Raw genomic sequence first — 26,556 nt, 5'->3', positions numbered from 1 at the left:
AAGCCAAACTGTTTGCAGCTTGTGAAACAGTACGGTTTCCTGTAAGAGTTCCGTTGTTTGCATAGATGCTTGTATCCGTCGTTGCAGGAAGATCCCTCCATGTTGCTACTCCATTAGCATCTGATGTTAATACTTTATTATTTCCTTGTGTACCGTCTGCAATTCTTACCGCGCCATTGGTAGCTGAATTGATGTGTAGCTTGGTAGATGGGGCATTTGTTCCAATTCCCACTCTGTCATTAACAGCGTTGACAGAAAATGTAGTTCCGTCTATCGAAAAATGGTTTGCTCCTGTTGTTGCTGTACTTGTAAAAGCCAAACTGTTTGCAGCTTGTGAAACAGTACGGTTTCCTGTAAGAGTTCCGTTGTTTGCATAAATGCTTGTATCCGTCGTTGCAGGAAGATCCCTCCATGTTGCTACTCCATTAGCATCTGATGTTAATACTTTATTATTTCCTTGTGTACCGTCTGCAATTCTTACCGCGCCATTGGTAGCTGAATTGATGTGTAGCTTGGTTGATGGAGCATTTGTCCCAATTCCCATATTCCCATTAGGCATCATTGTGGCTACAGTCGTTAAAGTTTGTTCATCACCATAAGTACCTGTAGCATTATTTCCAACATTGAACCTTAAACCACTTTGTGCACCAGAAGCATTTACAGAAGCGGTACCTGCAGTTACATTGAGCCACAAGTTATCCCAACTTCCAGAAGTTTCTCCACTTCTAATACCTAATGTACCTATTACATCAATTTTGGCTTTAGGATTTATGACTCCAACACCGACATTTCCAGTATCTCTTGTCGCCAGTAGAATATTTCCTGTACCTTTTCCATTAAGATTCAGATTAACATTATCCAGCGTTCCTATAGACTGGATTCCGCCCCATCCAATCCCGACACCTTGTGTAAGATTATTGGCTAAAAAAGAAGCAATACCTTGATATTGATTGCTGTTGACTCCATCTACAACTGTTAATTTTTGAGAAGGCTCGGTATTTCCAATTCCAACATTACCCGCTCTTGTAAGTACCATCGATGGAGCTCCATCCGGAGCTGAAGCAGTATGAATTTGTAAAGTATTGGAACTAATTCCGAAACCATAAAAGGAATTTCCCGTAGCATTATTGTAGATAGCAAGTTTTTTTCCTTCTACAGCAGTGACATCTACAGGTGCATCTGAGCCTAAATCCAGTCTGTTTTTAGGAGTGCTGGTTCCAAGGCCCACTCTGTTGTTTGCTGCATCTATGGAAAATGTATTACCATCTACCGAAAAATGATCAGTTCCTGTTGTGGCTGTACTTGTAAAAGCCAATGTGTTTGTCCCTTGAGCTATTGTACGGTTATTGGTAAGAGCTCCGTTAACATTATAAAGACTGGTGTCTTCTTTAAGCTTCATCCATCTGGTACCATCATAATAGTAATAGCCGACAGTATTAATATTGGCTGCAATTCCGGTAGCAGTTCCGGTAGCAATATTGTTTACATAGATCAATGTAGAAGTTTCTACTCCTGTCATAGATTGTGCTCTCTGTCGGTCAACTCTGGGAATAAGCAGTCCTTCTGCCGTTCTTGTGGTACCAGTTGCATTTTTTGCTGTGATGTCTAAACTGGCCCTGGGATCAGGCGTATTGATTCCCACCTGCGAAAAGGCAAGGGTAGAAAGCAAAAGTGCTGATAAAGTAATTACATCTTTTTTCATTGTCTTTGTTTTAAATTTTTTCCTTAAAGTGTTTATATATTTATTTTATAATGCATCCCCGATACAGAATTCTGATACTGTATTTGCGGGTTAAGAATATTATTCACATCTGAGTTAGCCGGAAGTACCAAGCCTGATGTATTGCTTCCGTCACCTTTGTTGATGTCTAAAGCTCCTCTTGGGTGGGCTGTTCCTATTCCCACTTGTCCGAAAAACAAGTTGGCCAATAGAATTGGGAATATTATGGTTTTTTTCATTTCTTGTTTACTGTTTTGTGTGTCTTGTGTGTATTTTAGAATCTTAAAAATCCGACCAAAAATGTCAACCGACTGTGCCTGATTTTATCCGGTTGGATGATCAGATTTTCTGTTGCAAATTTATTTCGGGAAATCCAAACCCTTATTACTCTTCAGTTACTCTGTTTTTGTAATTATTTGATTTTCAATTGTATTTTAATGAAATTAAGTAGAGATGAAGTAAAATTGCAGTAGAAAAACTTGTTTAATTTTAATCTAAAAAGCATAATAAAAGACCTGTACATTTACAGGTCTTTTATTAAGTTTGGCTAAAAAGCTAGAGGTCAACATCAGATGGAACTTTCTTGGAAAGGAAACCTTGTCTGTATGATATAATAAATCGAATGTATTAGGAGGTGCCGATACCTTTCACAACCTTCTTCCTTTTAAAAATATTAGTATATTATAACTTTGTTATTGCGATTCCACCATTTGAAACAATATTTGGTGTTGATGCGCTTGTTGCAAACCTAACTCTGAGTAAATCATTTGCGTTTAAATTACCTGTCCAGAAAAGAATATTGGAGTTACCCCCATCTACTCCTTGCAAGCCACTTCTTGTGTCATTTATAAGCTGTGTCCAATTAGCTCCTCCATCAACACTTTTCTCAAAAGATAATATAACATACCAAACGTTTGCTTCTGGGGTATGGAAGTGGGAAGATTGGTAATTTACAATATAGGTTGCTGTTATAGGTACAGTAAATATATTGCTGTTCCATGCATTATAAATATCTCTGTTTTCTACTGTAAGTTGTACAACTCCAGTACTACTTCCACTACCAATATTTTGTGTACCCGGTACATTGATACTTAGGATTTGCGTCGGAATATTAAAGCTTGGTAATGATTTGTTGTTTACGAGTGCGGCCCATTCAGTTCCAATCCATTGGTATAGTGTATTAGCCGTAACAGCTGTACCCCCTGTTCCTGCATTGGAAGTATTTAATATAATCATTCCGGCAATAGGATTTGGAACAGTTGTATTATCTAGCGTGTTTAGTAAAGAAACCCTCGTCAACAATAAGGCTTTGTTTGAAGAAGAAAGCTCTAAAATTGCTGAGGAATATGGCGAAGAAGTATTAATTCCTACCTGTGCGTAAAAGGTCGTAAAAAAAGTCATTAAAATTACTGAACATAGTGATAAAGAATAAGTTTTAAATTTTTCCATTTTTTTGTTTTTTAAATTGAATATATAAAGATAATAATTATATTATATTGGATATTAAATTTGTTTTTAATAGTTTAAGTTAATTTTTAACATCTGTTATGCAGGTAAGATAATTAGGTTATAACGAAGAGAGATAAAGGTCTTTAGAGAAGAAAATACCATTAATATTAAAGTTCTGATTTTAGAAAGGTGACCTATTTTTTAACCTATAAATAAAATAAAAGCATAAATTTTTTTTTTATGTTTTTATTTTTTCCTTAATGAGTATTTAGAATCTTCAAATCCGATCATGAGATGTCAGCTGTTTGTACCTGATATGTACAGTTGTTTAGTCAGCTTTTCGATTGTAAATGTATTTCGGGAAATCCAAACTCTTATTACTCTTCAGTTACTCTGTTTTTGTAATTGTAGGAATGAAAATTACAGTGAAAGATTGGTTTAATTTTAATGTAAAAGTCACAAAAAAAGACCTGTATATTTTACAGATCTTTTTTTGATAAAAGCTAGAGTTCCATCATCCATTTGCTGAGATCGACCTCTGAAGGAAGTTCCAGTTTTTTCCGGATCCTGTATTTTTTATTTTCAACGGTTCGAATTGATATGATTTCAATCTCGGAAATTTCTTTGGTGGTAAAGTTTAGTTTGAGCAATGCACAGATTTTTATATCGCCGGTAGTAAGGGTAGGGTATCGCGATGTAAGGGTATCATAAAAATCATGATAGACTTCTTTAAACCGGGCTAAGAAACGCTGATCTCCGTTTTTTGCAAGCTGGATCACTTCTTTGAAGGAAGGGTTGATTTGTTTTTTCAGCTGATGGGTTTCCTGAAGTTTTTCGGTGATGACCTCATCTTTTTGCTTTTGTTTTTTGAGATAGGCTTTTCGCAAATAGAAAAATAATAAAACAGAAAGAAGAACTATGATAGAAATTACGATATAGAGTTTGTTTTTTTCCTCGCGTTCATGAGCGTCTTTTTCCCGGATGATCCTTTTAATGGGCATTTTTAAAGCTGTTTTTTCTTCCTCATTTATCGTATCATTAATAAGGCTGAATTTTACTAAATATTCATTCGCCTTATCCTCTTCATGCATGAGTTTATAGGTTTCAGAAATAAGTTTATAAGCTTCCCGTCTGTCTATTTTCCGGTTGCTTTTTTCAACGATTGATAGGAAGTTGAAATAGTATTGCAAGGCCTTTCCGTATTCTTTTTTTTCGGTGTACAGCTTTCCGAAGTTTTTTAAAGCCATTGCTTTTTGATAGACAGGATAGGTTCCGGATATGGAAATGGCTTTGTTAAGATAATATTCTGCAGAATCCAGATGTTGTTTGTTTTTTAGAAATCTTATGGCAATATTGGTGTATAAAAGCGGTTCCGGATCGAGTTTCATGCATTTTCTTTCCATGCTTTTTACGGAATCCGTCAATCCCATTTTAGCAAAAACCGTCAGTTTCCATACATGACCCACGTAAAGTCTTCTTGTTTTTGTTTTTTTATTGGAAATCTGCCGTGCATATTTGAGGGATTTGTCGAAGAAATTATTAGCCTGCTCATACAATCCCAGCGAATAATAATTCCTGCCGTATCCGCCATACAATTTTGATCTGATTTCTGGATTTTTGATAATGGAAATATTTTTTTCTGCTTTATTCAGATAGGTGAGGCTTTCTTTGTATCTGTTCAGGTGGGCGAGCTCATTGGCGATGATGATATAAGTATTGATCTCAGATTCGGTACTCTTGGATTTCTTATACTGTTCGGCCAATGTCAGGCAGAGATCAATGAGTTTTTGATGCTCTCCTTTGCCTCGGTGGAGATCTGCAACACTGTCGAGCTCTTCCATAGAATAATTTTGTGCCCGAAACTGAAGACAACAAAAAAATAATATAGAAAATACGATTCTATAGTAATATTTTGAGTTCATGATGTGGTTTTATATAACAAAAATAACAATTAATATATTTTTAAATTAAAAAAATCGCTCCGAAATAGAACGATTTTTTGTACAACAATAATGAAAAAAGCAGGCCGTAAACATTCGGGGCAGAGTGGGATGAATCTCTGGCAAAAGTGTTTACCTGCCTGCTTTGGAATTTACTTACCATCTCACAAACTTCAAAAAACCAACCTGTAAGTAAATTAAAAACTAATCGGATCAAATATGATTTTGTCAAAACGACAAGTATTTTATTTTAAAAAAAAGAAGTAGTGGTACAATTTATAGTGTGACCACTACCTCTACCCTTATAATGAACGTTTTTTTCAAATTTTAAAAAAGAGGAAGCAAATACATAACATAAAACGGGATGAGTCTTTACATTACAATATTTGCATTCCTACTTCCACTTCACTCTAATTAATTTGTAAATTATTAAATAATTAAAAGCTTAAAATAACCTTATTATGTCTTAAAAATTTGAATTTCTTTCACATCTCTTTGTTAGAAAAATAGTGAGCGGTTGGCTAGCGGCTTCAGCGCTCACTATTTAGAAAATCCTTATTCAGGAACAAATTTGTGTTTTAATAACTAACTTGAGAATGATGAGGCAAATGTAGAACGTATTTTGGAGAAATCCATTACTGCAATACTACGCTGATATTGTAATGTATTGAATTTCATTATTTTGTAAATTGATTTGCAGTGCAATTGAAGTATGATTAAAAAAGGTAAAATGTAGAGTTATTAATAAAAAACAAAAAAAATCCTCTAAAAAAATTTTTAAAGGATTTGAAAATTATTTTTTTTGAAGACGGAAAAATCAGAATTCCATCATCCATTTATTAAGATCAACATCAGAAGGAAGGCTGAGTTTTTTTCTTAATCTGTACTTTCTTGATTCAATCGTTCGGATCGAAATATTTTTATACTGTGCGATGGTTTTTGTTGAAAGATTTAACCTTAAAAAAGCGGCAAACCTAATATCATTCGCGGTAAGATTTGGGTAAGTCGTGGTAAGCCTTTCATAAAATTCGGGATAAACTTCCTTGAAGCGCGTCAGGAAAAAAGGATCATTGGTACTCGCAAGTTTAGACAATTCTTCGAATGCGGTGTTGAGTTTACTTTTCAGCTCATCCGTTTCGTTCAGGGTTTCGATGATGATTTCTTCGGTTTCTTTTTGCTTTTTCACATATCTTCGTGTAAGGATCACCAGTACAATCACCGAAAGAAAAAGAATCACGCCGATAATAATATAAGACCGGACTCTTTCTTTTCTTTCTTTTTTTGTTTCAGAATTAATGATCTTATCCACCGGAATTCTCAGGGCTTCTCTTTCAGATTCGTCGATGCTGTCTTTAGAATCTGAATATTTTTCAAGATATTCATTCTTTTTGACATCATCATTCATGAATTTGTAGGTTTCTGAGATAACTTTATAAGCATTGGTAATATCACTTTTTCTGGAAAGTTTCTGGGAAATAGCCAGTGACCCGAAGTAATATTCCAGGGCTTTTTCGTAGTCTTTTTTTTCTGTATAAAGTTTTCCGAAAGCCAGCAATGTCATGGATTTCTGGTAAAGACTGTAATCTCCGGAGATATTCATGGCTTTGTTTAAATAGCTTTCTGCGGAGTCTAATTCTTTGTTTTTCAGGAGTTTTTCGGCGATATGTACAAATGTCAACGGTTGGGCGCTAAGCTCCATTCGTTTGTTGTACACACTGTTTACCGAATCTACGATACTGAGTTCTTCAAAATTCTGAAGTTTCCAGGTATAATAAAAATAGAGCAGCTTTTCTCTCTGTTTTTTATTCTTAATTTTTTTGGCGTAAGAAATAGATTTATTAAGATTATCCGTAGACTGGCTGATAAGTCCTAAAGAAGCATAATTTCTCCCATATTCCCCATGAAGTTTTGCAATAAGGAAAGGATTTTTCGTTTTAGCCAGTTGATTTTCGGCATTTTCCAGATGTTTCAGGCTTTCTTTGTACCTGTGAAGATACCATAGCAGACCTCCCAGATTAATGTGGGCTCCGATAGCGCCTTCTGTATTGCGTTTTTTCTCGTACTGCAGGATGGCTTGTTCATTCAGAGCGATACTTTTTTTGATATCTCCTTCGATTCTGTATTTTTCTGTCAGGCTGTCCAGTTCATCAACAGTATACGTCTGTGCATGGGAAAAAATACTCAAAAATAATAATAGTGCATAAAAAGTTTTTTTGAAATAACAATTTAGGAACATAATTTATGTTTTAACCCACAAAATTAAATCATATAAATATTATTATGTGATTTTAAATAGAGCAGAATAGCCATTATGGAATTATTCTTAATACAAATTGCCTTTGATTTGGTGTTTAATGTATTTTAAATCAGTCGATTATGTGGTTTGTTTTTAGGTGGGTATTACTTTTTTAACCTATCTTTTTTATTGGCTTGTTGAGTTTTATATAAAGTTTGATAGCAAAGCATAGTTTTTATTTAATAATATTTTAAAAACAGTTCATTTTCTTTAAATGAATACGCTTAATGCTTTTTTGCAATTGTTTAAGCAACAGCAATGAAATACTAAAGTTTCCACAAAATGCAGAAACTTTAGAAGGCAATATCTTAACTATTACAAACATGAAGAGCTAATCAACTCTTGCGAAATACTATTGCCTTGTACAAAAATTAATATGAATGAAAAATGTGATTTACGTTTTAAAAAAAATAGGATGCAAATCTCCCGACCTTAGGGAATCAGGAGTATTTGCATCTCCTATCCACTTTTACTTAATACTATGAAGATTATATGAAATGATTTGGTTTCTTTAATAAAACAGGCTGCAAACATTCTTGAAAAGGGATTGCTCATCTGAACGTTTGCAGATCCTGTACACACACTTTTTAATAATATGAGAAAACTCTTTCCATTTTTTTTAAGAGAATAGGAAAGTAAACAACATAATTGAATACTGGATGAAGTTTACAATTCCTATTCTTCCCACTATAAAAAAAACTCATGAATTGATGTTTTTTTTAATAGGGTGCAAATAGCCAATCTTAGACTGGGATGACTCTGCAATCGGCTATTTTGCAATCCTACTTCCACTTAAATATAATATACTGCATGATTTTGGTTACATTTATTTTTAAAAGCATCTACATTCGGTAAGGCTATTTTAAACTAAATAGGAGATCATTGGGATATTATGGGCTCTAACTGCAATACTGTTGGGAACAAAAACTTCTATACTCCAAAATATACTGAATAAAAATCATGATACATATTCGTAAAACCAATGATCTCTTAGTCCTATATTAACTTTATATTGATGTGTTTTTTTATGCCATTAATTAGCCTTAACAGGATGCAAATGCTTATTCTTAAAGTGTTTTTTCCATTTTGCCACGGTATTTCTACTGAGCTTGAAATGATTGGCAAGCTGGGTGTTGTTTAAATTGTTTTTTGCTTGATAATCAAGTATTTCCAAAATTGTACTTTCGTCGTACGATCGGTGTTTCTGGTTGAAGATCTGGGTCTCTTTATCGTTGATTCCGAAAATGATCATATTAAGTTTGATAACGTCCAGTATCGAGATCTCTTTTTTATTCAGGATAGGGCTGCACTCCTCCTTCTTACCGGGACATTTGATACTGATGATATCGTGATAGATAAGTCTGTAATTGGGTTGGCTACGTTCCATGATGTTGTATTTTTGTGGTTAGACATTGGTTGGTTGGTATTCTTTGTGAATTCTTTTTCCATGGTTTCTGTATTTTACAATCCATCTGTGTAGTGTAGTTTTAGGAATTCCGTATTTCTCCACCACCTGATTGATGTTTTTTTCTCCGGAAGTAATAAGCTCTGTGACGAAATCTATAACTTCTTTTGTATAGATATTTTTTCTAAACTGAGGCATATTGCTCTTTTTCTCCTTATTGCTGCTGTAGGCATTGCTTGGAGGTGAGAATAATATTAAATGCTGTGAGTAAATTCTGAAAAAATCATATTCTAATAATTTGCTCCATTTCAATAAAATTTCCGTATCCAGACTTTTTGATTCAAACATTTTTTCAATTTCTTCTTCTGAACAATTAAAAAAATTACTTACTCTGGAAATCTCCATTTCAGATTCTAAAAATCTCAGCTTTACTAAAGCTCCTGCATGTATGTTTTTAAAAGATTTCATAATGGATTTATTTTGAAGTTAGGATTATACTTTCGCTAGATTGTTTAACAAATCTAATGGATGTTAACCTGTATTTGAAAATTTTGTGGTGTTAATAGGTGTTAATGACAAGGTGTTTTTTTAAGCTTAAATGTTAATTTTTATTTTTTTAATTATTTGATTTTCAATTATTTTAAAATTTATAAATGTTAATTCTTGTATAAGTGAGGTTATGTATTAGAATAATTCAAGAATTGATGAATTATTTTTTTTAAAACAATATCAACTTCAATCTGATTAAAAAAATCAAAATAAAAGTGCTTAAAAAAATATTGGGTTAATCAAATGCTTAAAAGTAATTGCCAACTATCTAAAGCGAAAAGTGGACTTATTTTTTTAATTTTTTCTTAAGATCAGTAAAATTTCAGGTTATAAAAATACGGTGATTATAAGATGTGTGTTTATTTTTTTAATCTGATTGTCAGTTTATTATTTATGATTTTGAGCGAGTTTGTTAATTTATATAATGTTATGATTGATCTGTTTTTTTAGATCATTTTTTTTCTAAATTAGGCTATGTTTCGTACGTTAATTATCCTTTTCGCAGTATTATTTTTAATGAATTCTTGTCATTCGGAGAATGATAATGAGTATTTTCGTGATATTGATAAAGAAATTGTAGATACGGGTAATAATTATAGTAAAATTTTAGCTATTTATAAACGGGAGCTTAAAAAATATCAACAAACTCACGAGCTTAAATATTTGCTATGTAGTAAATATGTAGAAACTTCATTATATAATAACAGTGATCCCAAAAGAATATCACTAGCCTATGAGCTTCTAAGGATTAATAATGATGAAAACGACTATATTACGATAGCTTGTAATTTTTTTCTCGCTGTTAAAATTGAAGAAACTTCCCCGAAACTTTCGTTACAATTTTTGAATGAAGCCATAAAAATGGATGAAAAGAAAGGTAACCACTTTTTCCTTCCTCGTTTATATCATGCAAAAGCAAAATGGTATTATAATCATAAAAATTATTCTTTGGCAAAACTTTATTACGATAAAGCATTGGCCGATTTTAAGAAAAATGATAATCCTATACATATTTCTACTGCATATAGCAATTTTGCTATATATGAAAATAAAATGGGGAATGTAGATATGGCTATTAAAATGACAAGATATGGGATAAAAATACTCGAAGGTAACGGCACAAAAATAAGTCAGAACAAGCTGTTTTTTATAAATATTATGAAAGGAAATTTAGGAGTGTTTTTTATGGAAAAGAAGGATTATGCAATGGCGGAAAAATACTTTAACGACCAGATCAATTTCATGATAAAAACAAAAGAATATCAGCAAATTATTGTTCGTAATTCAGAAAAATTGTTTGAGTTATATGCCGTAACGAATCATCCTGAAAAAGAAGAAAAGCTTATCCGTCTTCTTATTGAAATTTTTCCGAATCTTACCAATACCAGAAATAAAATTGTAGCCTGTTCCGAGCTGCGGAAATATTTTGCAAAAAAAAACGACCTAAAAAATGCCACGTTCTATTCCAATAAACTCGACGAATTAAATGAAAAAAATAATGCTGAAATAAGTAAAGAGCTGGACAATCTCTCTGATGTCCTGAATGGATATATTATAAAAAATATCAACCAAAAATATGATTTTGCTATAAAAGACCAGCAGAGGAAGAATATGTTTTTGATTTGTTTTGTGTTGATCACCATCATTATTTTCGTCAATGTCATTTTAAAAATCAGAGAACGGAATAGAAAAGAAAAAGAAAGACTGGAACAACTGAATTTTTTACTGGAAAGCAGTAAAGAAAACCTGGAAAAGGACATACAGCTGCAAAAAGGCAAAATAAAAAACCTGCACATGAACCTCAACCTGAAAATAGAAACCGAAAAAGCTTTTCTTGAAAATCTGAAAAAAATTAAAAGATCGAAAAATATTGATGCCGAAGAAACAGTAAAAGATCTTTTCTTCAAAATAAATAATCTTCTTCAGATCGACGAAAAAAACAATGATTTCATCAGTGAAAGTTCGGAGGAAAATACGGCATTTATGCAGAAGCTCTCGGAAGCATACCCGTTTTTGTCAAAGCATGATCTTAAACTTTGTGTCTATTTCCGCCTGAGCCTGTCATCCAAAGAAATTTCCCTATTGGAAAATATCACCCCCGGAAGTGTACGGGTATACAAAGCGAAAATAAAATCTAAAATAGGTCTTGGGAAAGATGAAGAATTAAGCAGTTTTTTAAATACATTTAAATAAAAACTATTACTTCATGATTCTTATGAAAATTCATTATCTTCATATGTGAAGAATTAAGCATATGGACGAAAATATTTTAGGCATCGCAGCGGGAGTACTTACTTCCATATCAATGATTCCGCAGTTGATAAAAGTAATCAAAGAAAAAGACGCCGAAAATCTATCATGGGTAATGCTTTCTGTACTTATTACAGGCTTGTCTCTATGGGTTTGGTATGGCTTTTTGAAAGACGAGCTTCCTATAATTATTTCTAATTCTTTTGCCGTTCTCGTAAATATAATTCTTCTTGTCTGTTTTTTTATTTTTAAAAAATCCTGAAACGGTAAAAATTCCTTACGTTATTTTTTTATTATGATATTCTTCTGTTTTTAGGAGAATAACTCTACTATTTTCATCAATTTCCTCATTCTTTTTTCTACTTCATCTCTACTGAGGTGTTTTTTATAGTTTATTGATTTTCAATTATTTATATTCTAAGAGTATAAATGCAGTACAATATTTTCAGGGTATTGGTTCTACATTTGCAACCAAGAATCACAACCGCAGTGATATTCATAAAAGTAGTTGAAATGTAGTGGGATAGTAGTGGTAAGTTTTGTGAATTATCTGTAATTGCGGATCACAATTTTTAGAAAATAAATAAACAAAACATAAAACACTAAAACTTAAAATTATGGAAAAGGTAATGAAAAGAATTGTACAATTTTTATTTGTAGCGATCACCCCGAAGCAACCCGTTTTGATCCCATGCAAAAAATAACGATTCTAAAAGCACAATAACAGTTCCAGATTATAACTGCTAACATTAAAACAAACACACAAAAATACAATAAACACTATTCACTCTTCCAAAGAACACAATATTCAGATTCTGATCTGATAACATGAAGATGAATAAAAAATTTAAACACTAAAAAAAATGAAAAACAAGATTACTTTGGCTCTAGCCCTTTCAGTGGCAGGCTTAGCACAAGCACAGATAGGTGTAAATACAGCAACGCCTAGAGCAACTTTTGATATTACTTCAAAAAACCCTACAGGTACAACGAGAACTCCCGAAGGGCTACTTATTCCCAATGTAGACAGACAAAGAGCACAGTCTATGACCGGGATCACTACTTCTACAATGATTTATGTAAATAATATTAGTACAGGTACGGCAACAGGTATTGCAGCCAATATTAATGCTGTAGGATACTATTATTATGATGGATCGATGTGGGTGAAATTATTACAGGATATTCCTACACAGATAGATCAGGATAATAACATCTATAATTCAAACGGAACTCTTACAGGAAACCGTACTGTTTCACAAGCTGCAAACAGTTTGGCTTTTACAAATACAGCAACAACCGGGACAAACCATTTTTCGGTAGACGGAACTACATTTTCCGTAGATGCCGTAAATAACAGAGTGGGTCTTGGAACCAGCACTCCTAAAAACAGACTGGATTTGGGTTCAGACGCACCTAAAGATGTGACTGCTGTAGAAGGAAAAAAGCTTGCCATTTATAATAATGCTACAGGAACATCTTTCTATGGTTTTGGGATAAGCGACAATACTTTACAAATTCATACTGCTTCAACTCCTGACGGAGCTCCATTGATGGTACTTACAAGAGCGGGTAATGTTGGAATTGGAAATACCGAACCTTCACAAAAATTAACAGTTGTAGATGGAGTCGATACTAATCAATATCAAGGTATTGCTTCTTTTTTACCCAAAAATCTTACACAAGGTGTCGGAATTGGATGGGGCGGAATCCAGTCTATAGGAACGCTGAGTAATGTTAATTTGAATCTTAATGGAAAAGGTACAGGAAATATTCTACTGGCAACAAGAGATAATGGAAATGTAGGTATCGGTACCACAAATCCTACAACTAAATTAGATATAGCAGGGTCAGTAAAAATTACAGACGGTACACAAGGAAATAATAAAGTATTAACATCAGATGCCAATGGTGTAGCAACATGGAAGGATCTTCCTGCAACGACAGATACAAGCATTTATACAAACAACGGAACTCTTACAGGAAACCGTATCGTAACACAGGGTGCCAATACATTAGCCTTTACAAGTACTGCTGCCAATGCATTTTCTGTAGATGGAAATACATTCTCTGTAAATGCTTCTACCGACAGAGTGGGTATCGGTACAACGACTCCTGAAACCAAAATGGAAATCGTAACAAACGGATCCGGATTCCAACATTCTAATGGAACGGTTAAATTAAAAACGTTATTAGAAACGGCAGAAGGTTCGGTAGGTACTTCTACAGCACATCCTTTAAGTTTTATGACCAATAATACCAAAAGAATGCATATTACTGCAGCCGGTTTGGTTGGTATAGGAACTTCTACACCAAATAGCTTATTAGATTTAGGATCTGGTAACGGAAGAAAATTAGCTGTTTGGAACAGTGCAGCAGGAGATGACTTTTACGGATTCGGAGCGTCGGCAAATGTTTTACAGATCTATGCGGGAGCTTCTGCTACAGAAAATCCGTTGATGACTTTAAATCAGAATGGTAGAGTAGGTATCGGTACAACAAACCCTCAAACCAATTTTCATACGATCGGTACAAGAAGATTCGAAAATGCTACGGCAGGATCTGTATCTGTAGGATCAGTACTTACTGCAACAGATACCAATGGTACCGCAGAATGGAGAAAACCGGCAGTAGAAACAATAGTTGGAGGAATAGAATCAGGTGCTGGAATTGATATTCCATTTACTACAAACAGTGCAATGAGATACACAGGTCGTTATATCACATTACCTCCGGGAAGATGGGCAGTTACGATCACTCAGTTGGCTCAGACATCTGGAAATTTAGATACTGATGATGCTCTGTTTGTAAGAAGTTCTTTCGCAGAAGGAACAATGACGATTGGAGCTACTGCAACTCCATCTGCTAATGTTAATGGAGGTCCTACCCTGATGAGCTTCAGAGTACAGGGTCCTGCAACTTCCGGAAATCCACAACAGTTTGATGTATTCCAGGGTACGATCTTTATTAATAATAATACTTCTGCAGCCAAAACGTACAGATATATCGTAGGTAATACTGTAACAGGTGGAGGTCCTAATGCGGCTACTTTTATCAGATCATACGGAGGATCTTGGTCAGAAAGTTCCATCTATGCAACGGCAATTCAATAATCAATTATATTAACCTTAAAGCAGGGACCATGTTCCCAATAGTTCCTGCTTTTTTTTTAAAAACACAATTGAAAAGAAATGCGCATTAATAAAAGAGTGTAATTTTTTACAATCAGAAAAGAAGCAAGTTTATTTATAGTAAGAAGCAGGAACATCAGTTGTTTTCAATCGTTTCTGCTTCTTTTTTTTTTAGAATGTTAATTTTATAATACTTCAGCGTAAATTAGTTTTACCATGAAGAATGAAGCTGAAGAGGTCATCTTTGGCTTCTTTTGGTTTAAAATAAAATTAATTTACAGCTCCAGAATCCACTTTGTAAGATCGGTTTCCGTTGAAAGTTCGAGCTTTTTTTTCAGCCTATACTTTTTAGATTCTACGGAGCGGATGGCGATATTGTCGTACTGTGCAATTTCTTTACTGTTCAGATTAAGACGGATATAGGCACAAAATTTAATGTCATGCTCTGTAAGATTCGGCTGATGATTGATAAGTTTTTGATAAAATTCAGGATAAACTTCCTTGAAACGCGTCAAAAAGAAAGGATCATTGGTTTTTACAAGCTGCATCACTTCTTCGAAAGAATCATTTACTTTTCTTTTCAGTTCATCGGCTTCCTGTTCTTTTTCTTCTATTTTTAAAGCTTTTTCACGGATGATTCTGTCTTTTTTCTGTTGATTTTTAAGGTAAGCCTTACGAATGAAAAACAATAAAATCAATGACAATACAACGATGGCCGAAATCACGGTATACAGAATGGTTTTATGTTCCTGTTCATCTTCTTTTTCCTGAACAAGTTTTTCTACAATGGCTCCCAGTACCTTTTTTTCATTCATTGAAATACTGTCGTTCAGGTAAGAATATTTTTTGTAATAATATTCAGCTTTGGTAGAATCGTTGAGGTTTTTTGTCTGATAAGCTTTGGAAATCCTGTTATAGATTTCTTTTTCTACAAATTTGTTTTTCGTTTTTTTGAAAATATCAAGCGACTGAAAATAATAAGGAAGCGCTTTATCTCCTTCACCTTTAGCCACAAAAAGATCTCCAAATGTTGCATTCACAAGTCCTTTATTGTAAAAAGCGGTAGTGCCGGAAACCAGTGGAAGTGCTTTGTTCAGATAATATTCAGCAGAATCAAGATGTTTTTTTGTACTGATGTATTCGCTGGCAATTTTTTCATAGACTAAAGGGTTATCCGGAAAATTTTGAAGGCTCCTGCGTTGTATGGCGTATGCAGAATCTATCATGCCCATTTGGTTGAAATTGTACCATTTCCACAAATTTGCTATGGATAGACGTTTGTCTTTTTTCTTTTTATCATTAATTTTTTTAGCGTATTCTATCGCTTTGTCTAAACTTTTATTCGATTCTTTGTATAAATCTGATAAAGTATAAAGTTCCCCATATTGATTATAAAGCCTTGAAATCAGTAAAGGATTGGTGACATTTCCTATATTTTCCTTTGCTTTGTCGAGATATTCCAGTGCTTCTTTCTGTCTGTTGAGGTGGGTGAATGCTCCGCCAAGCCCGATAGAAGTATTCACAACACCATCGATGTTATTGGCATCCTTATATTTTTTCTGCATTTCGAGGTTAAACTTCACAAAAGCAGCGACTTCCCCTCTGTCCCAATACAAATTATTGATGCTGTCCAACTCATCTACAGAATAGAGTTGGGATTTGTACTGCAGGCTCAAAAGTATTACAACTGATAAGACAATCTTTTTTAGCATATTTGGGAACATAGTGAAAGTGGTTATATAACAAATTTAAAAAATTACATCACAAAAATTTACATTAAATCAAAAAAAATAGTAATAATTAAATCAATCACATCTTTCATTGTTTTTTCCATAAAAAATAAAATTTAGTAAATTTTTTTGCACTGCATTAAAACTGCATGGTAAATTGTATATTATTGATTTTCAGTAAATTAAATTTGAAGTGTGTAATTGCAGTAATGGTTTTATTCTCAGGAGGTTATAGATTTGCAGTAGAAAATTAATCGAAACAAAATGCAAGTTTTGAGGATACGATTCTAAAAACACCAGAAAAAAATTTAAAAAAGACAAATGATTAGCATGGAGGAATAATTAAAAATTCAAGAATTAAGGATGAAAAAAAATTGATAGTGCAAAATCTCAATGAAAATCGACAAGAAGTAATGTTTCCTAACTCTCATAATTTAAATTTTCAATATACGCGATTTTCAATTTGATTTTTCACGGCAGCGACAACCCGATTATTCCTCCGTCTCTGCCATCTAAAACTAAAATAGAGTGTTGTTTCATATATGTTGTTTTTGCCGGAGATATAGAGATCTTCGGCTTTTTTTATGGCAAAAATTAACCTTAAAAACAAAAAAAGAGCGCTCTCACAAAAGTAAAAGCGCTGTTGGATGTATGGTGATGTGTTTCTTATCCGGGTTATTTTGCTTTATCTAATACAAACTTGGCCAGAGGAGCCATTCTTGCTTTGTTCAATGTCAGCGTATTTCCGTTCACGGAATAGTTGTCTGAAGCCAGCAATGCATCTACAAAAGCTCTTTCTGTATCCAGGTCGTCACATGCGATCATGGTAGACATCCCTTGGTTGAACTTGATGCGCATCGCATCGGGTTTGATTTCAAAAGTCCCGCCAACGCCGTTGCAGCCGCCATGTCCTTCGTATCTCATATCTGCCATATTCAGCTTGAAGTATGGGTTTGCACTCGGATTTTTAAGTTTTATCGGCTGTCCGTTCAGTTCGGTCAATTTCCAGGTCTTCCCTGTGATATCGCTTGTATTTGGAGCAGGCTGGCTGGGCTTACTCATGCATGATGCTAAAAAAGCAACCAGGAACAACGAGCTCAAATAGGTCAGTAAATTTTTCATAATATTTTATTTAGATGTTGTATCTGAAGTCATTCGTTTGGATTCAATAAGAAGCCATTTTGGTGTTTGATGTCTGTTTTTGTTTTTTATGATGGAAGAGTACCATATTATAATCTTTTTTCAGGAAAGTCACCTCTCCTCTGATGTCGGAATATTGATAATCTGCATCTGCAGCGGTATATTCTGGTAGTTCTTCACTTTTTTTCAGTTCATAAGATTTTCCGTCCAGACGCACCACTACTGTATTTTGTGTCTCGTTCACAGCGACTTCCAGCTGATCTCCGAATTCGTCTCTATAGACGTCTTTTGTGATTTTGTCGGTACTTTGCTTTGCAACATTCTGCAGGGCAATTTCATCTTTTCCCTGATGTTTACATGCTGTTGCAGTAACGGCCATTAGGCCAATGATAGTGAAGTGGAATAATTTTTTCATAATGATAAGTGATTTTAAAGTGTGTCATGAATTTCAATATTAATATCCTATAAATTTACAAATATTTTTAATTTAATTATGTTAATTTTGTATAAATTAAATAAAAATTTGCATAATTTGATAAAATATGAAAAGGCTGTTCTTTAAAAATTAATAAAAGGTGATTAATAGTTGTTTTTTGATCGTAAAAGAAATAGAGGATGTTTTTCAAAATATTCTGAAAAAGCACAGGTTTAATAGTTGTTCATTTCAAGATTGAACTCTTAAAGTAAAATTTGTTTCTCATCAATTGTTTTTTTAAATAAATTTTTTGACAAAATTAAATCAAATCTTCTCTTATTAAAATATCACACCCTAAATCGTTTAAAATTATAATGCAATTTGTGATTTTTGCAATAAATTATTCTGTTATTAAGCTATTTTAAGAAATAAAATTTAATCAAAAAAAGGAGCAATACTGCTCCCTTTATATAATAATGTGTTTTTAGAATCTTAAGGCGCCTTAATCTGGTCTATCGTGAAGAATGCTTTTGTGGCATTGCAAGTTCCTGAAGGACAGGTGGTAGCATTGCCGACGCTCGCAGGAGATGAAGATCCCATCATATAATAGAGTTTATAGAATGTTTTATCATTTCCATCATTGGTCGTCCACGAATAAAGACGTTGCTCCGGCATTCCTCCGGCATAAGTTTCAGGGTCACCCCAATAAGGATTGGTAGACGCCGTCTGGATTCTTGCCCCTGTTGTAGCATCAACAAGAGATGCGCTGGAAGTGGCATTATCACCCGCCCATGCTCCGATAGGCAATCGCAATTGGTTTTGCATATAACCTCCCGCACCACTCCAAAGGTAATGACCGTTTGAAATAATCTCCACAACAGAAGTCGTATTATTTCTGATCTGCAGGTTTACTTGTGAAAATGCAGTTCCTGTCGGGATAAACGTTCTTACGGAGAATCTTCCGTCGGGAGTTGTAATAGAAAGGGCATATCCGGCTCTTCCGTTGTCTGTGGTAGCGGTGAGCGGGCCCATCACTGCGATCTGATCTACATTGGCAATATTGGTATTTCCGCCATTATTATTGTTTCCGGAAGAGGTGTTGAAGACTCTCCACTCTGTACCGTTCCAGAAATAATAGCCTGAAGCCAATACCGGACCTGTATTGTAAATAAGTAAGCCTGTTGCGTTCGGGTTTGCACTGAGCTGCATGGTTGCCGAAGTTAAACTAATTCTTGGCCCTAAAATTCCCTTATTGGGTGAAGTAATGTCTAAAATGGAAGATGCGTCTGGCGTAGTTGTTCCGATACCGGTACTTCCGGTGTTCGTAACAATGAAATCGTTGGCCTGCTGCGTGGGTGAAGGAGCACCGGTAGCAGGATTGTCTTTGGCACCGTCTATATGAAAGGTGTTTTGTGGATTTTGGGTGTGAACACCCACTTGTGAAAAGGTAAGGATCGAGCAGAATGCGAACCCTAGTAATGTGGTTTTTTTCATAATTAATAGTATTTTCAAAGTTATTTTGATTTGATTTGTTTTTTAAGCATAAGTCTTGTCTGGAGCCCGTATTTTTAAAGTTCCGGGAAGACAATAAGTATTTTGTAAATGAATAGATGAATCTGGTTTTTTGAAAGGGAAAATCAGTTTATTAATATATTTTAATCCTGATTTTAAGTTTTGTAATACACGGTGTTCTGGAACTTTCCGGATTTTAGGAAAATCAATAATTATATTTTTTTCTGAATAATTGAAATGTAAAGTGAAATTATTCACCATATAGTTACTTATTTATATAAAGATATGAAATTTTATAAATAAATAATGTAAAATTTTTATTAACAAGCATTTAACGAAATAAATCTTCAGAATTGCAATGTTAAAAAAGGTTCAGGGAAATATTTTGGGAGAAAATTATTTTAATACATGAGTAATCAGGTTGTCCATTTTAAAGTCAACTAATTTTTTAATTGAATTTTCAATGAAAGAGATGGATTGTGCGATAAAATTTTAACCTTTAATTATTGAAAAATCCCTAATAAAGCGCTTTCAGCTTATTTAAAGGATCGTTAAATATTGTTAATATATGCAATTTATCATGAAATTGTTTGGAAATGTATTCAAACTTAGAGTTACATTTGCAACTGCAAAATGAGAAATTATATAGTATACTTTTTGACTGGCCTGTTTCTGCTATTCGTAGTGGAAAGCAAGATCAATGTCAAAACTCTCCAAAGTACCACCCATACTTCTCAAAATTTACCCAAAAGAGCAAACCGCTTAAATCAGACTTACGAAAAACTCTCTATTCAGCAGGCGCCCGATGATGCAGGAAATGCATATTCGCTGGAACTTACCGAGGACGACTTTCAATTGTCAGATACCTTGCAGACCATTGTTGTTTTTGCAAGTATTTTTACTTTGGTCTATATTTTTGGGTTAAAAAGCTTCAAAAAATTAAAGCCGACCATTCACGGCTATCTATCCGAATTTTCCTCTGTAAAAAGATTCATTCTGATTCGTTCTATCAGAATTTAAAATTTCATTTTTCGATTATTTTCTGTCGGCTGATCCGGTGGGAAAGCTCATGCATTGTGTTTGCCGGTAATCTTCACACTGCAACTATTCTCCATTACCATTTTTATTTCATTTAAAACATTAACGATTTATATAAACTCTAGTATTATGATGAAAAGAGTTGTCGCAAGTATTGCGCTAGGAAGTCTTTTGTTGTTCACAGGTTGTAACAAGAAAAAAGAAGAAAAAGAAGAAGCTGCGGTTTATCCGGTTACCTCTCCAGTAGTAATGGATACGGTGATTGATAAAGAATATGTAGCTCAGATCCAGTCTGTAAAGAACATTGAAGTTCGTGCACAGGAAAAAGGTTTTTTAGAAAAAATCTTTGTGGACGAAGGTCAGTATGTTCACCAGGGTCAGACATTGTTCCGGATCATGCCAAAATTGTATCAGGCAGAATTACTAAAGGCACAAGCCGAGGTAGCACAGGCCACCATCGAGCTGAAAAATGCAACGACATTAGCCAACAACAACATTGTTTCTAAAAACGAAAGAGCAATGGCAAAGGCAAAATTAGATGCAGCCAATGCAGAAGCAAAGCTGGCTCAGATCCACTTGTCATTCACAGACATTAAAGCTCCGTTTTCAGGGATTATCAACAGACTTCCTTTGAAATTGGGTAGTTTGATCGATGAAGGAGATTTGCTGACATCTTTGTCGGATAATGATGATATCTACACGTATTTCAACGTTTCCGAACCGGAATATCTGAATTATCAGATGAATGCAGCATCGAGAGGAAGCAATCAGGTTTCTTTGGTGATGGCAAACGGAGATATTTTCCCTCAGAAAGGGGAAGTTCAGACCATTGAAGGGGAATTTGACAATGAAACAGGTAATATCGCGTTCAGAGCAAAATTTCCAAATCCGAATAAATTATTAAGAAACGGAGAAACAGGAAAAGTAAGAATGACTTTACCGCTGAAAAATGCTTTAATCATTCCTCAAAAAACAACCTACGAAATTCAGGATCAGAAATATGTTTTCGTGGTTGATAAAAATGGAGTGGTAAAGTCTAAAAATATTAAAGTAGCTTATGAGCTTCCAGATGTATATGTGGTAGGTTCCGGGTTGGCAACTGGAGATAAAATCTTACTGGAAGGTGTTCAGAAAGTGAAAGACGATCAGAAGGTTCAGACGAAATTCCAGGATCCGAAAAAAGTTCTTCAATCATTGAAATTAAAAGCAGAGTAGGACTCTATAAATGAAGCAGTATTATGTTTAAGAAATTCATTCGCAGACCTGTTCTGTCTATTGTAATCTCATTGATTATCGTATTTATGGGAATTTTGTCCCTGGTTAAATTACCGGTTACACAGTTCCCGTCTATTTCACCGCCAAAAGTAAACATCACCGCAGAATATCCGGGAGCCAACAACGAATTGTTGATCAAATCCGTGGTTATTCCGTTGGAAAGAGGTCTAAATGGTGTACCGGGAATGAAATATATGACTTCCGATGCCGGAAACGACGGGGAAGCTTCTATTCAGGTGGTTTTCGATTTGGGAACCGACCCGAACGTAGCAGCCGTAAACGTACAAAACCGTGTTTCTTCGGTGGTCAATAAACTTCCGCCATTGGTAGTGCGTGAAGGGGTGAAAATCACTCGTGAAGAGCCTAACATGTTGATGTACATTAACTTGTATAGTGATGATCCGAAAGCCGACCAGAAATTCCTTTTCAACTATGCAGATATCAACGTGATGTCCGAATTGAAAAGGGTAAGCGGAGTTGGTTTCGCAGATATTTTGGGAACCAGAGAATATGCGATGCGTATTTGGCTGAAGCCCGACAGGTTAACAGCTTACAGTATTTCCGCAGATGAAGTAATGGAAGCATTAAACCAGCAGAGTTTGGAAGCATCTCCGGGTAAAACGGGGGAAAGCTCCGGAAAAAGATCTCAGTCATTTGAATATATTTTAAAATATCCGGGTCGTTTTAATAATGAAAAAGATTACGGAAATATTATCCTTAAAGCCAAGCCAGACGGAGAATTTATCAGACTAAAAGATGTTGCAGATATAGAATTCGGTTCTTCGATGTACGATATTTATTCTACATTGAATGGTAAACCTTCTGCAGCGATCACGGTAAAGCAGTCCTACGGTTCCAACGCAAGTGACGTTATCAAAAACGTAAAATCTTTGATGGAAGAACTGCAGAAAACAACCTTCCCGAAAGGTATGCACTACGACATCAGTTATGACGTGTCAAGATTCCTGGATGCGTCGATTGAAAAGGTTATCCACACTTTGTTTGAAGCGTTTATTTTGGTGGCGATCGTGGTATTCCTTTTCTTGGGAGACTGGCGTTCAACATTGATTCCGGCGATTGCGGTTCCGGTTTCATTGATCGGTACTTTTGCCGTCATGTCCGCCTTTGGAATTACCTTAAACATGATCTCGCTCTTTGCCCTCGTAATGGCGATCGGGGTTGTGGTCGATGACGCGATTGTGGTTATTGAAGCTGTTCACGCCAAGATGGAAGAGAAACATTTATCCCCGTTAAAGGCGACTGAAGAGGCGATGCACGAGATCAGTGGGGCGATTATCGCGATCACTTTGGTAATGGCATCTGTATTCATCCCGATTGCATTCATGTCGGGTCCGGTTGGGGTTTTCTATCGTCAGTTCTCGATTACGATGGCTTCGGCGATTATCCTTTCCGGGGTAGTAGCCTTGACATTGACTCCGGCTTTATGTGCTTTAATTCTAAAAAATAACCACGGCAAAGCAAAAAGAAGAACGCCGATCACTATTTTCCTGGATAAATTCAATAATTTATTCACCAAAGGAGCAGGGAAGTATGAAAAAATGTTGAATAAAACGGTTACAAAGAAAACAGTTACTTTACCATTATTATTGGCGTTCTGTGCTTGTACTTTCTTCCTGAGCAATTCACTTCCATCAGGGTTTATTCCGGCGGAAGATCAGGGGATGATTTATGCAATTATCCAGACACCACCGGGTTCAACACTGGAAAGAACGAATCAGATTGCAAAAGAATTATTGAGAGAATCTGAGGATATCGATGGGGTACAATCTGTTTCTTCACTGGCTGGTTACGAAATCCTGACGGAAGGTACAGGTTCCAATTCCGGTACTTGTTTGATTAACCTTAAAAGCTGGGAAGACCGTAAAGAATCTGCCGCAGAAATTATCGAAAAGCTAGAAGAAAAGGCTAAAAATATTCCGGGTGCGAATATAGAATTCTTCCAGCCGCCTTCGATTCCGGGGTACGGTGCAGCCGGTGGTTTCGAGCTTCGTTTATTGGATAAAGCGGGAAGTGGAGATTACCAGAAAATGGAAAAAGTAAGTAACGACTTTGTAAAGGAATTGAAAAAACGTCCTGAGCTGGGTTCTGCATTTACCTTCTATTCTGCGAGTTTCCCTCAGTATATGTTGAGAGTAGACAACGATCTTGCCGAGCAAAAAGGCGTAACGATCGAAAATGCAATGGATAATTTATCTACGTTAATCGGTTCCAACTACGAGACGAGTTTCATCCGCTTCGATAGACCTTATAAAGTAATTGTTCAGGCTGGTCCGCAATATCGTGCGTTGCCGACGGATTTATTGAAATTATATGTTAAAAACGATAAAGATCAGATGGTTCCGTATTCAGATTTCATGCATTTGGAGAAGGTTTATGGTTTGTCGGAGATCACGAGACATAATATGTATAATTCTTCCGAGGTGAGTGGTACTCCTGCGCCGGGTTACAGTTCGGGACAGGCGATTGCAGCGATTAAAGAAGTGGCAGATAAAACACTTCCGAGAGGTTTCGGGATCGACTGGGCAGGTATTTCCAAAGATGAGGTAAGCCGTGGAAATGAGGCGATTTTCATTTTCCTTGTATGTTTAGGATTCGTTTATTTAATTCTTTCTGCACAGTATGAAAGTTTCATTCTTCCGCTGCCGGTAATTTTATCGTTGCCGACGGGTATTTTCGGAGCTTTTTTATGTTTAAAATTATTAGGATTAGAAAACAACATTTATGCTCAGGTAGCAATGGTCATGTTGATTGGTCTTTTGGGTAAAAATGCCGTATTGATCGTGGAATTTGCCGTTCAGAAAAAGGCAGAAGAAGGAATTCCGGTAGCTCAGGCGGCAATTGAAGGAGCAGCGATCCGTTTCCGTCCGATTTTGATGACATCTTTTGCATTCATTGCAGGTTTGATTCCATTGGTAATGGCTACCGGGCCGGGTGCGGTAGGTAACCGGACGATCGGGACAGCCGCAGCAGGAGGGATGTTGATCGGAACTATTTTCGGATTGATGATCATCCCAGGATTGTATTACATCTTCGGAACGATCGCTGAAAAATCGAAACTGGCGAAATATGAAGAAGAAAATCCTTTAACAGAACAAACAGAACCGTATCAACACGATGACAAACATGAAGATTTATAATAAATATATAGCAGCCATTGCCTTATCGCTTGTTTTAGCAAGTTGTAAGGCGCCGATGGCGACCGTGGTAAAAGATGAGGTAAAAGAGAATATTCCTCAAAACTTTAACCAGGAAGAGCAGGGAGATGCCAACAACGACACCGGAACGACTCCGTGGAGACAATTTTTCACAGATCCGAATCTGGTTGCTTTAATTGAAACAGCGTTAAAAAACAATCAGGAACTGATGATCACTTTGCAGGAAATTGAAATTGCAAAAAGTGGAGTTTTAGCGAAAAAAGGAAGATTAACTCCCACTGTTTCCGCAGGAATCGGAGCCGGAGTGAAAAAAGCCGGACGTTACACCAGTGAAGGAGCGGGTGATGCAAGCACGGAAATCGAACCTGGAAAAGAAGTTCCAGATATCCTTGGGAATTTTGAAGGCGGCTTGATGGCCAACTGGGAAGTCGACATCTGGAAAAAATTAAGAACAGAAAAAGAATCTGCAGTGGCCCATTATCTTTCAACGGTGGAAGGGAAGAATTTCGTTCTTTCCAACTTAATCGAGGAAGTTGCGGATAATTATTACGAATTGCTGGCTTTGGATAACCAGTTGGATATTATTCAACAATATATTAAGCTTCAGCAGAAGGCTTTGGAAATTTCGAAAATTCAGAAAGAAGCAGCGGCGGCTACTGAATTGGCAGTGAAAAAGTTTGAAGCAGAATTAGCAAAGTCTAAAGCTACAGAATATACCATCCGTCAGGAAATTACCGAAAAAGAAAATGAAATCAATGCACTTTGTGGTCGCTATCCACAGACAATCATAAGAACGAAAGAAGATTTTATGACAACGATTCCTCAGACGGTGTATACGGGAATCCCATCACAATTGTTGGCGAATCGCCCTGATATCAAGCAGGCTGAATTGGAATTAAAATCATCAAAATTAGACGTAGAAGCTGCAAGAAAGGAGTTTTATCCTTCATTGGAAATCTCTGCAACGTTAGGATTAGAAGCATTCAAGCCTTCTTATCTGGTAAAAATGCCGGAGTCTATTGCTTCCAGTCTGGTGGGTGAATTGGCAGGTCCGCTGATTAACAAAAGTGCAATTAAAGCGAATTTCCAGACTGCGGATGCAAGACAGATCCAGGCTTTGTATGAATATGATAAAACGATTCTGAATGCCTATTTGGATGTGGCGAATCTGATGTCTAAAGTGAAAAACATAGATCAGTATTACAAGCTGAAATCTGAAGAAACAAAAGCTCTAGAACAGTCGATAGATATTGCGAATCAGCTATTCCGAAACTCCAGGGCAGATTATCTTGAAGTTCTTCTGAACCAGAGAGATGCGCTGGATGCAAAAATGGAACTGGTTGAGGCGAAACAAAAACAGCTGAGTACAGTTGTGGATATTTATAAAAGCCTTGGAGGAGGCTGGAAGTAAATATAAATCCTTAATGTTTTAAAAAGAAAAGAGGCTGCCCAAAAGGGTCAGTCTCTTTTCGATTATAATAACTGAGAATTAATTCATAAAAAGGTTCATTTTACTGAACCTTTGCAATT

Annotated in this window: 18 protein-coding genes; 7 read left to right on the top strand and 11 right to left on the bottom strand. The window is 35.4% G+C overall.

Features of this window, described 5'->3' with window-relative positions; genetic code table 11:
* The 7 genes from BMX24_RS18520 to BMX24_RS18490 form a co-directional block, all read right to left on the bottom strand.
* Window positions 1–1,702, bottom strand: a 1,702-nt coding sequence (locus BMX24_RS18520) for a hypothetical protein (RefSeq protein WP_089795444.1), incomplete at its 3' end; no start/stop codon positions are given.
* A 32-nt stretch (window positions 1,703–1,734) separates the two neighbouring features.
* Window positions 1,735–1,959, bottom strand: coding sequence for a hypothetical protein (locus BMX24_RS18515; RefSeq protein ID WP_089795443.1), 225 nt, complete (start codon window positions 1,957–1,959; stop codon window positions 1,735–1,737).
* A 442-nt stretch (window positions 1,960–2,401) separates the two neighbouring features.
* On the bottom strand, window positions 2,402–3,169 hold the full coding sequence (locus BMX24_RS18510; RefSeq protein ID WP_089795441.1) for a hypothetical protein: 768 nt from the start codon (window positions 3,167–3,169) through the stop codon (window positions 2,402–2,404).
* A 503-nt stretch (window positions 3,170–3,672) separates the two neighbouring features.
* Complete coding sequence (locus BMX24_RS18505; protein WP_170835751.1) at window positions 3,673–5,010, bottom strand: tetratricopeptide repeat protein; 1,338 nt, start codon at window positions 5,008–5,010, stop codon at window positions 3,673–3,675.
* A 916-nt stretch (window positions 5,011–5,926) separates the two neighbouring features.
* The gene (locus tag BMX24_RS18500) at window positions 5,927–7,294 is read right to left on the bottom strand and encodes a tetratricopeptide repeat protein (protein WP_170835750.1); all 1,368 of its coding nucleotides are present in this window, start codon (window positions 7,292–7,294) and stop codon (window positions 5,927–5,929) included.
* Window positions 7,295–8,438: 1,144 nt separating this feature from the next.
* Window positions 8,439–8,792: a transposase gene (locus BMX24_RS18495; protein WP_089795435.1), complete on the bottom strand. Its 354-nt coding sequence runs from the start codon at window positions 8,790–8,792 to the stop codon at window positions 8,439–8,441.
* Window positions 8,793–8,810: 18 nt separating this feature from the next.
* Window positions 8,811–9,278, bottom strand: coding sequence for a transposase (locus BMX24_RS18490; protein WP_089795434.1), 468 nt, complete (start codon window positions 9,276–9,278; stop codon window positions 8,811–8,813).
* Between the two features lie 555 nt (window positions 9,279–9,833).
* On the opposite strand from BMX24_RS18490, the gene BMX24_RS18485 reads away from it, so the two are divergent.
* The 3 genes from BMX24_RS18485 to BMX24_RS18475 all read left to right on the top strand — a co-directional run bounded on the left by BMX24_RS18485 (window position 9,834) and on the right by BMX24_RS18475 (window position 14,722).
* On the top strand, window positions 9,834–11,552 hold the full coding sequence (locus BMX24_RS18485; protein WP_089795432.1) for a helix-turn-helix transcriptional regulator: 1,719 nt from the start codon (window positions 9,834–9,836) through the stop codon (window positions 11,550–11,552).
* Window positions 11,553–11,613: 61 nt separating this feature from the next.
* Window positions 11,614–11,871 (top strand): SemiSWEET transporter, encoded by a 258-nt coding sequence (locus BMX24_RS18480; RefSeq protein WP_089795430.1) that lies wholly within the window; start codon window positions 11,614–11,616, stop codon window positions 11,869–11,871.
* Between the two features lie 601 nt (window positions 11,872–12,472).
* Window positions 12,473–14,722, top strand: coding sequence for a hypothetical protein (locus BMX24_RS18475; protein ID WP_089795428.1), 2,250 nt, complete (start codon window positions 12,473–12,475; stop codon window positions 14,720–14,722).
* Window positions 14,723–15,015: 293 nt separating this feature from the next.
* Here the strand turns inward: BMX24_RS18475 and BMX24_RS18470 are convergent, their stop codons facing one another.
* The 4 genes from BMX24_RS18470 to BMX24_RS18455 form a co-directional block, all read right to left on the bottom strand.
* Window positions 15,016–16,452 carry a hypothetical protein gene (locus BMX24_RS18470; RefSeq protein ID WP_139176902.1) on the bottom strand — a complete coding sequence of 479 codons (1,437 nt, stop codon included), beginning with the start codon at window positions 16,450–16,452 and terminating at the stop codon, window positions 15,016–15,018.
* 693 nt (window positions 16,453–17,145) lie between these two features.
* Complete coding sequence (locus BMX24_RS18465; protein ID WP_089795424.1) at window positions 17,146–17,592, bottom strand: META domain-containing protein; 447 nt, start codon at window positions 17,590–17,592, stop codon at window positions 17,146–17,148.
* A gap of 43 nt (window positions 17,593–17,635) precedes the next feature.
* Window positions 17,636–18,025 (bottom strand): hypothetical protein, encoded by a 390-nt coding sequence (locus BMX24_RS18460; RefSeq protein WP_089795423.1) that lies wholly within the window; start codon window positions 18,023–18,025, stop codon window positions 17,636–17,638.
* Window positions 18,026–18,517: 492 nt separating this feature from the next.
* On the bottom strand, window positions 18,518–19,519 hold the full coding sequence (locus BMX24_RS18455; RefSeq protein ID WP_089795421.1) for a hypothetical protein: 1,002 nt from the start codon (window positions 19,517–19,519) through the stop codon (window positions 18,518–18,520).
* A 651-nt stretch (window positions 19,520–20,170) separates the two neighbouring features.
* On the opposite strand from BMX24_RS18455, the gene BMX24_RS18445 reads away from it, so the two are divergent.
* The 4 genes from BMX24_RS18445 (at window position 20,171) to BMX24_RS18430 (ending at window position 26,437) form a co-directional block, all read left to right on the top strand.
* Window positions 20,171–20,557, top strand: coding sequence for a hypothetical protein (locus BMX24_RS18445; protein ID WP_089795416.1), 387 nt, complete (start codon window positions 20,171–20,173; stop codon window positions 20,555–20,557).
* A gap of 150 nt (window positions 20,558–20,707) precedes the next feature.
* Window positions 20,708–21,790 (top strand): efflux RND transporter periplasmic adaptor subunit, encoded by a 1,083-nt coding sequence (locus BMX24_RS18440; RefSeq protein WP_089795415.1) that lies wholly within the window; start codon window positions 20,708–20,710, stop codon window positions 21,788–21,790.
* A 23-nt stretch (window positions 21,791–21,813) separates the two neighbouring features.
* A complete protein-coding gene (locus BMX24_RS18435; protein WP_089795413.1) occupies window positions 21,814–25,008 on the top strand; it encodes an efflux RND transporter permease subunit in 3,195 nt (1,064 codons plus the stop codon).
* The gene (locus BMX24_RS18430) at window positions 24,995–26,437 is read left to right on the top strand and encodes a TolC family protein (protein ID WP_170835749.1); all 1,443 of its coding nucleotides are present in this window, start codon (window positions 24,995–24,997) and stop codon (window positions 26,435–26,437) included. The genes BMX24_RS18435 and BMX24_RS18430 overlap by 14 nt, the downstream gene beginning before the upstream one ends.
* The last annotated feature ends 119 nt before the right edge of the window (window positions 26,438–26,556 follow it).

Origin of the sequence: Chryseobacterium wanjuense (genome assembly GCF_900111495.1) — a bacterium.
Classification (GTDB): Bacteria; Bacteroidota; Bacteroidia; order Flavobacteriales; family Weeksellaceae; genus Chryseobacterium; species Chryseobacterium wanjuense.
The sequence above is the reverse complement of the archived record's forward strand: the minus strand, read 5'-3'. Positions and strand labels throughout refer to the sequence as shown.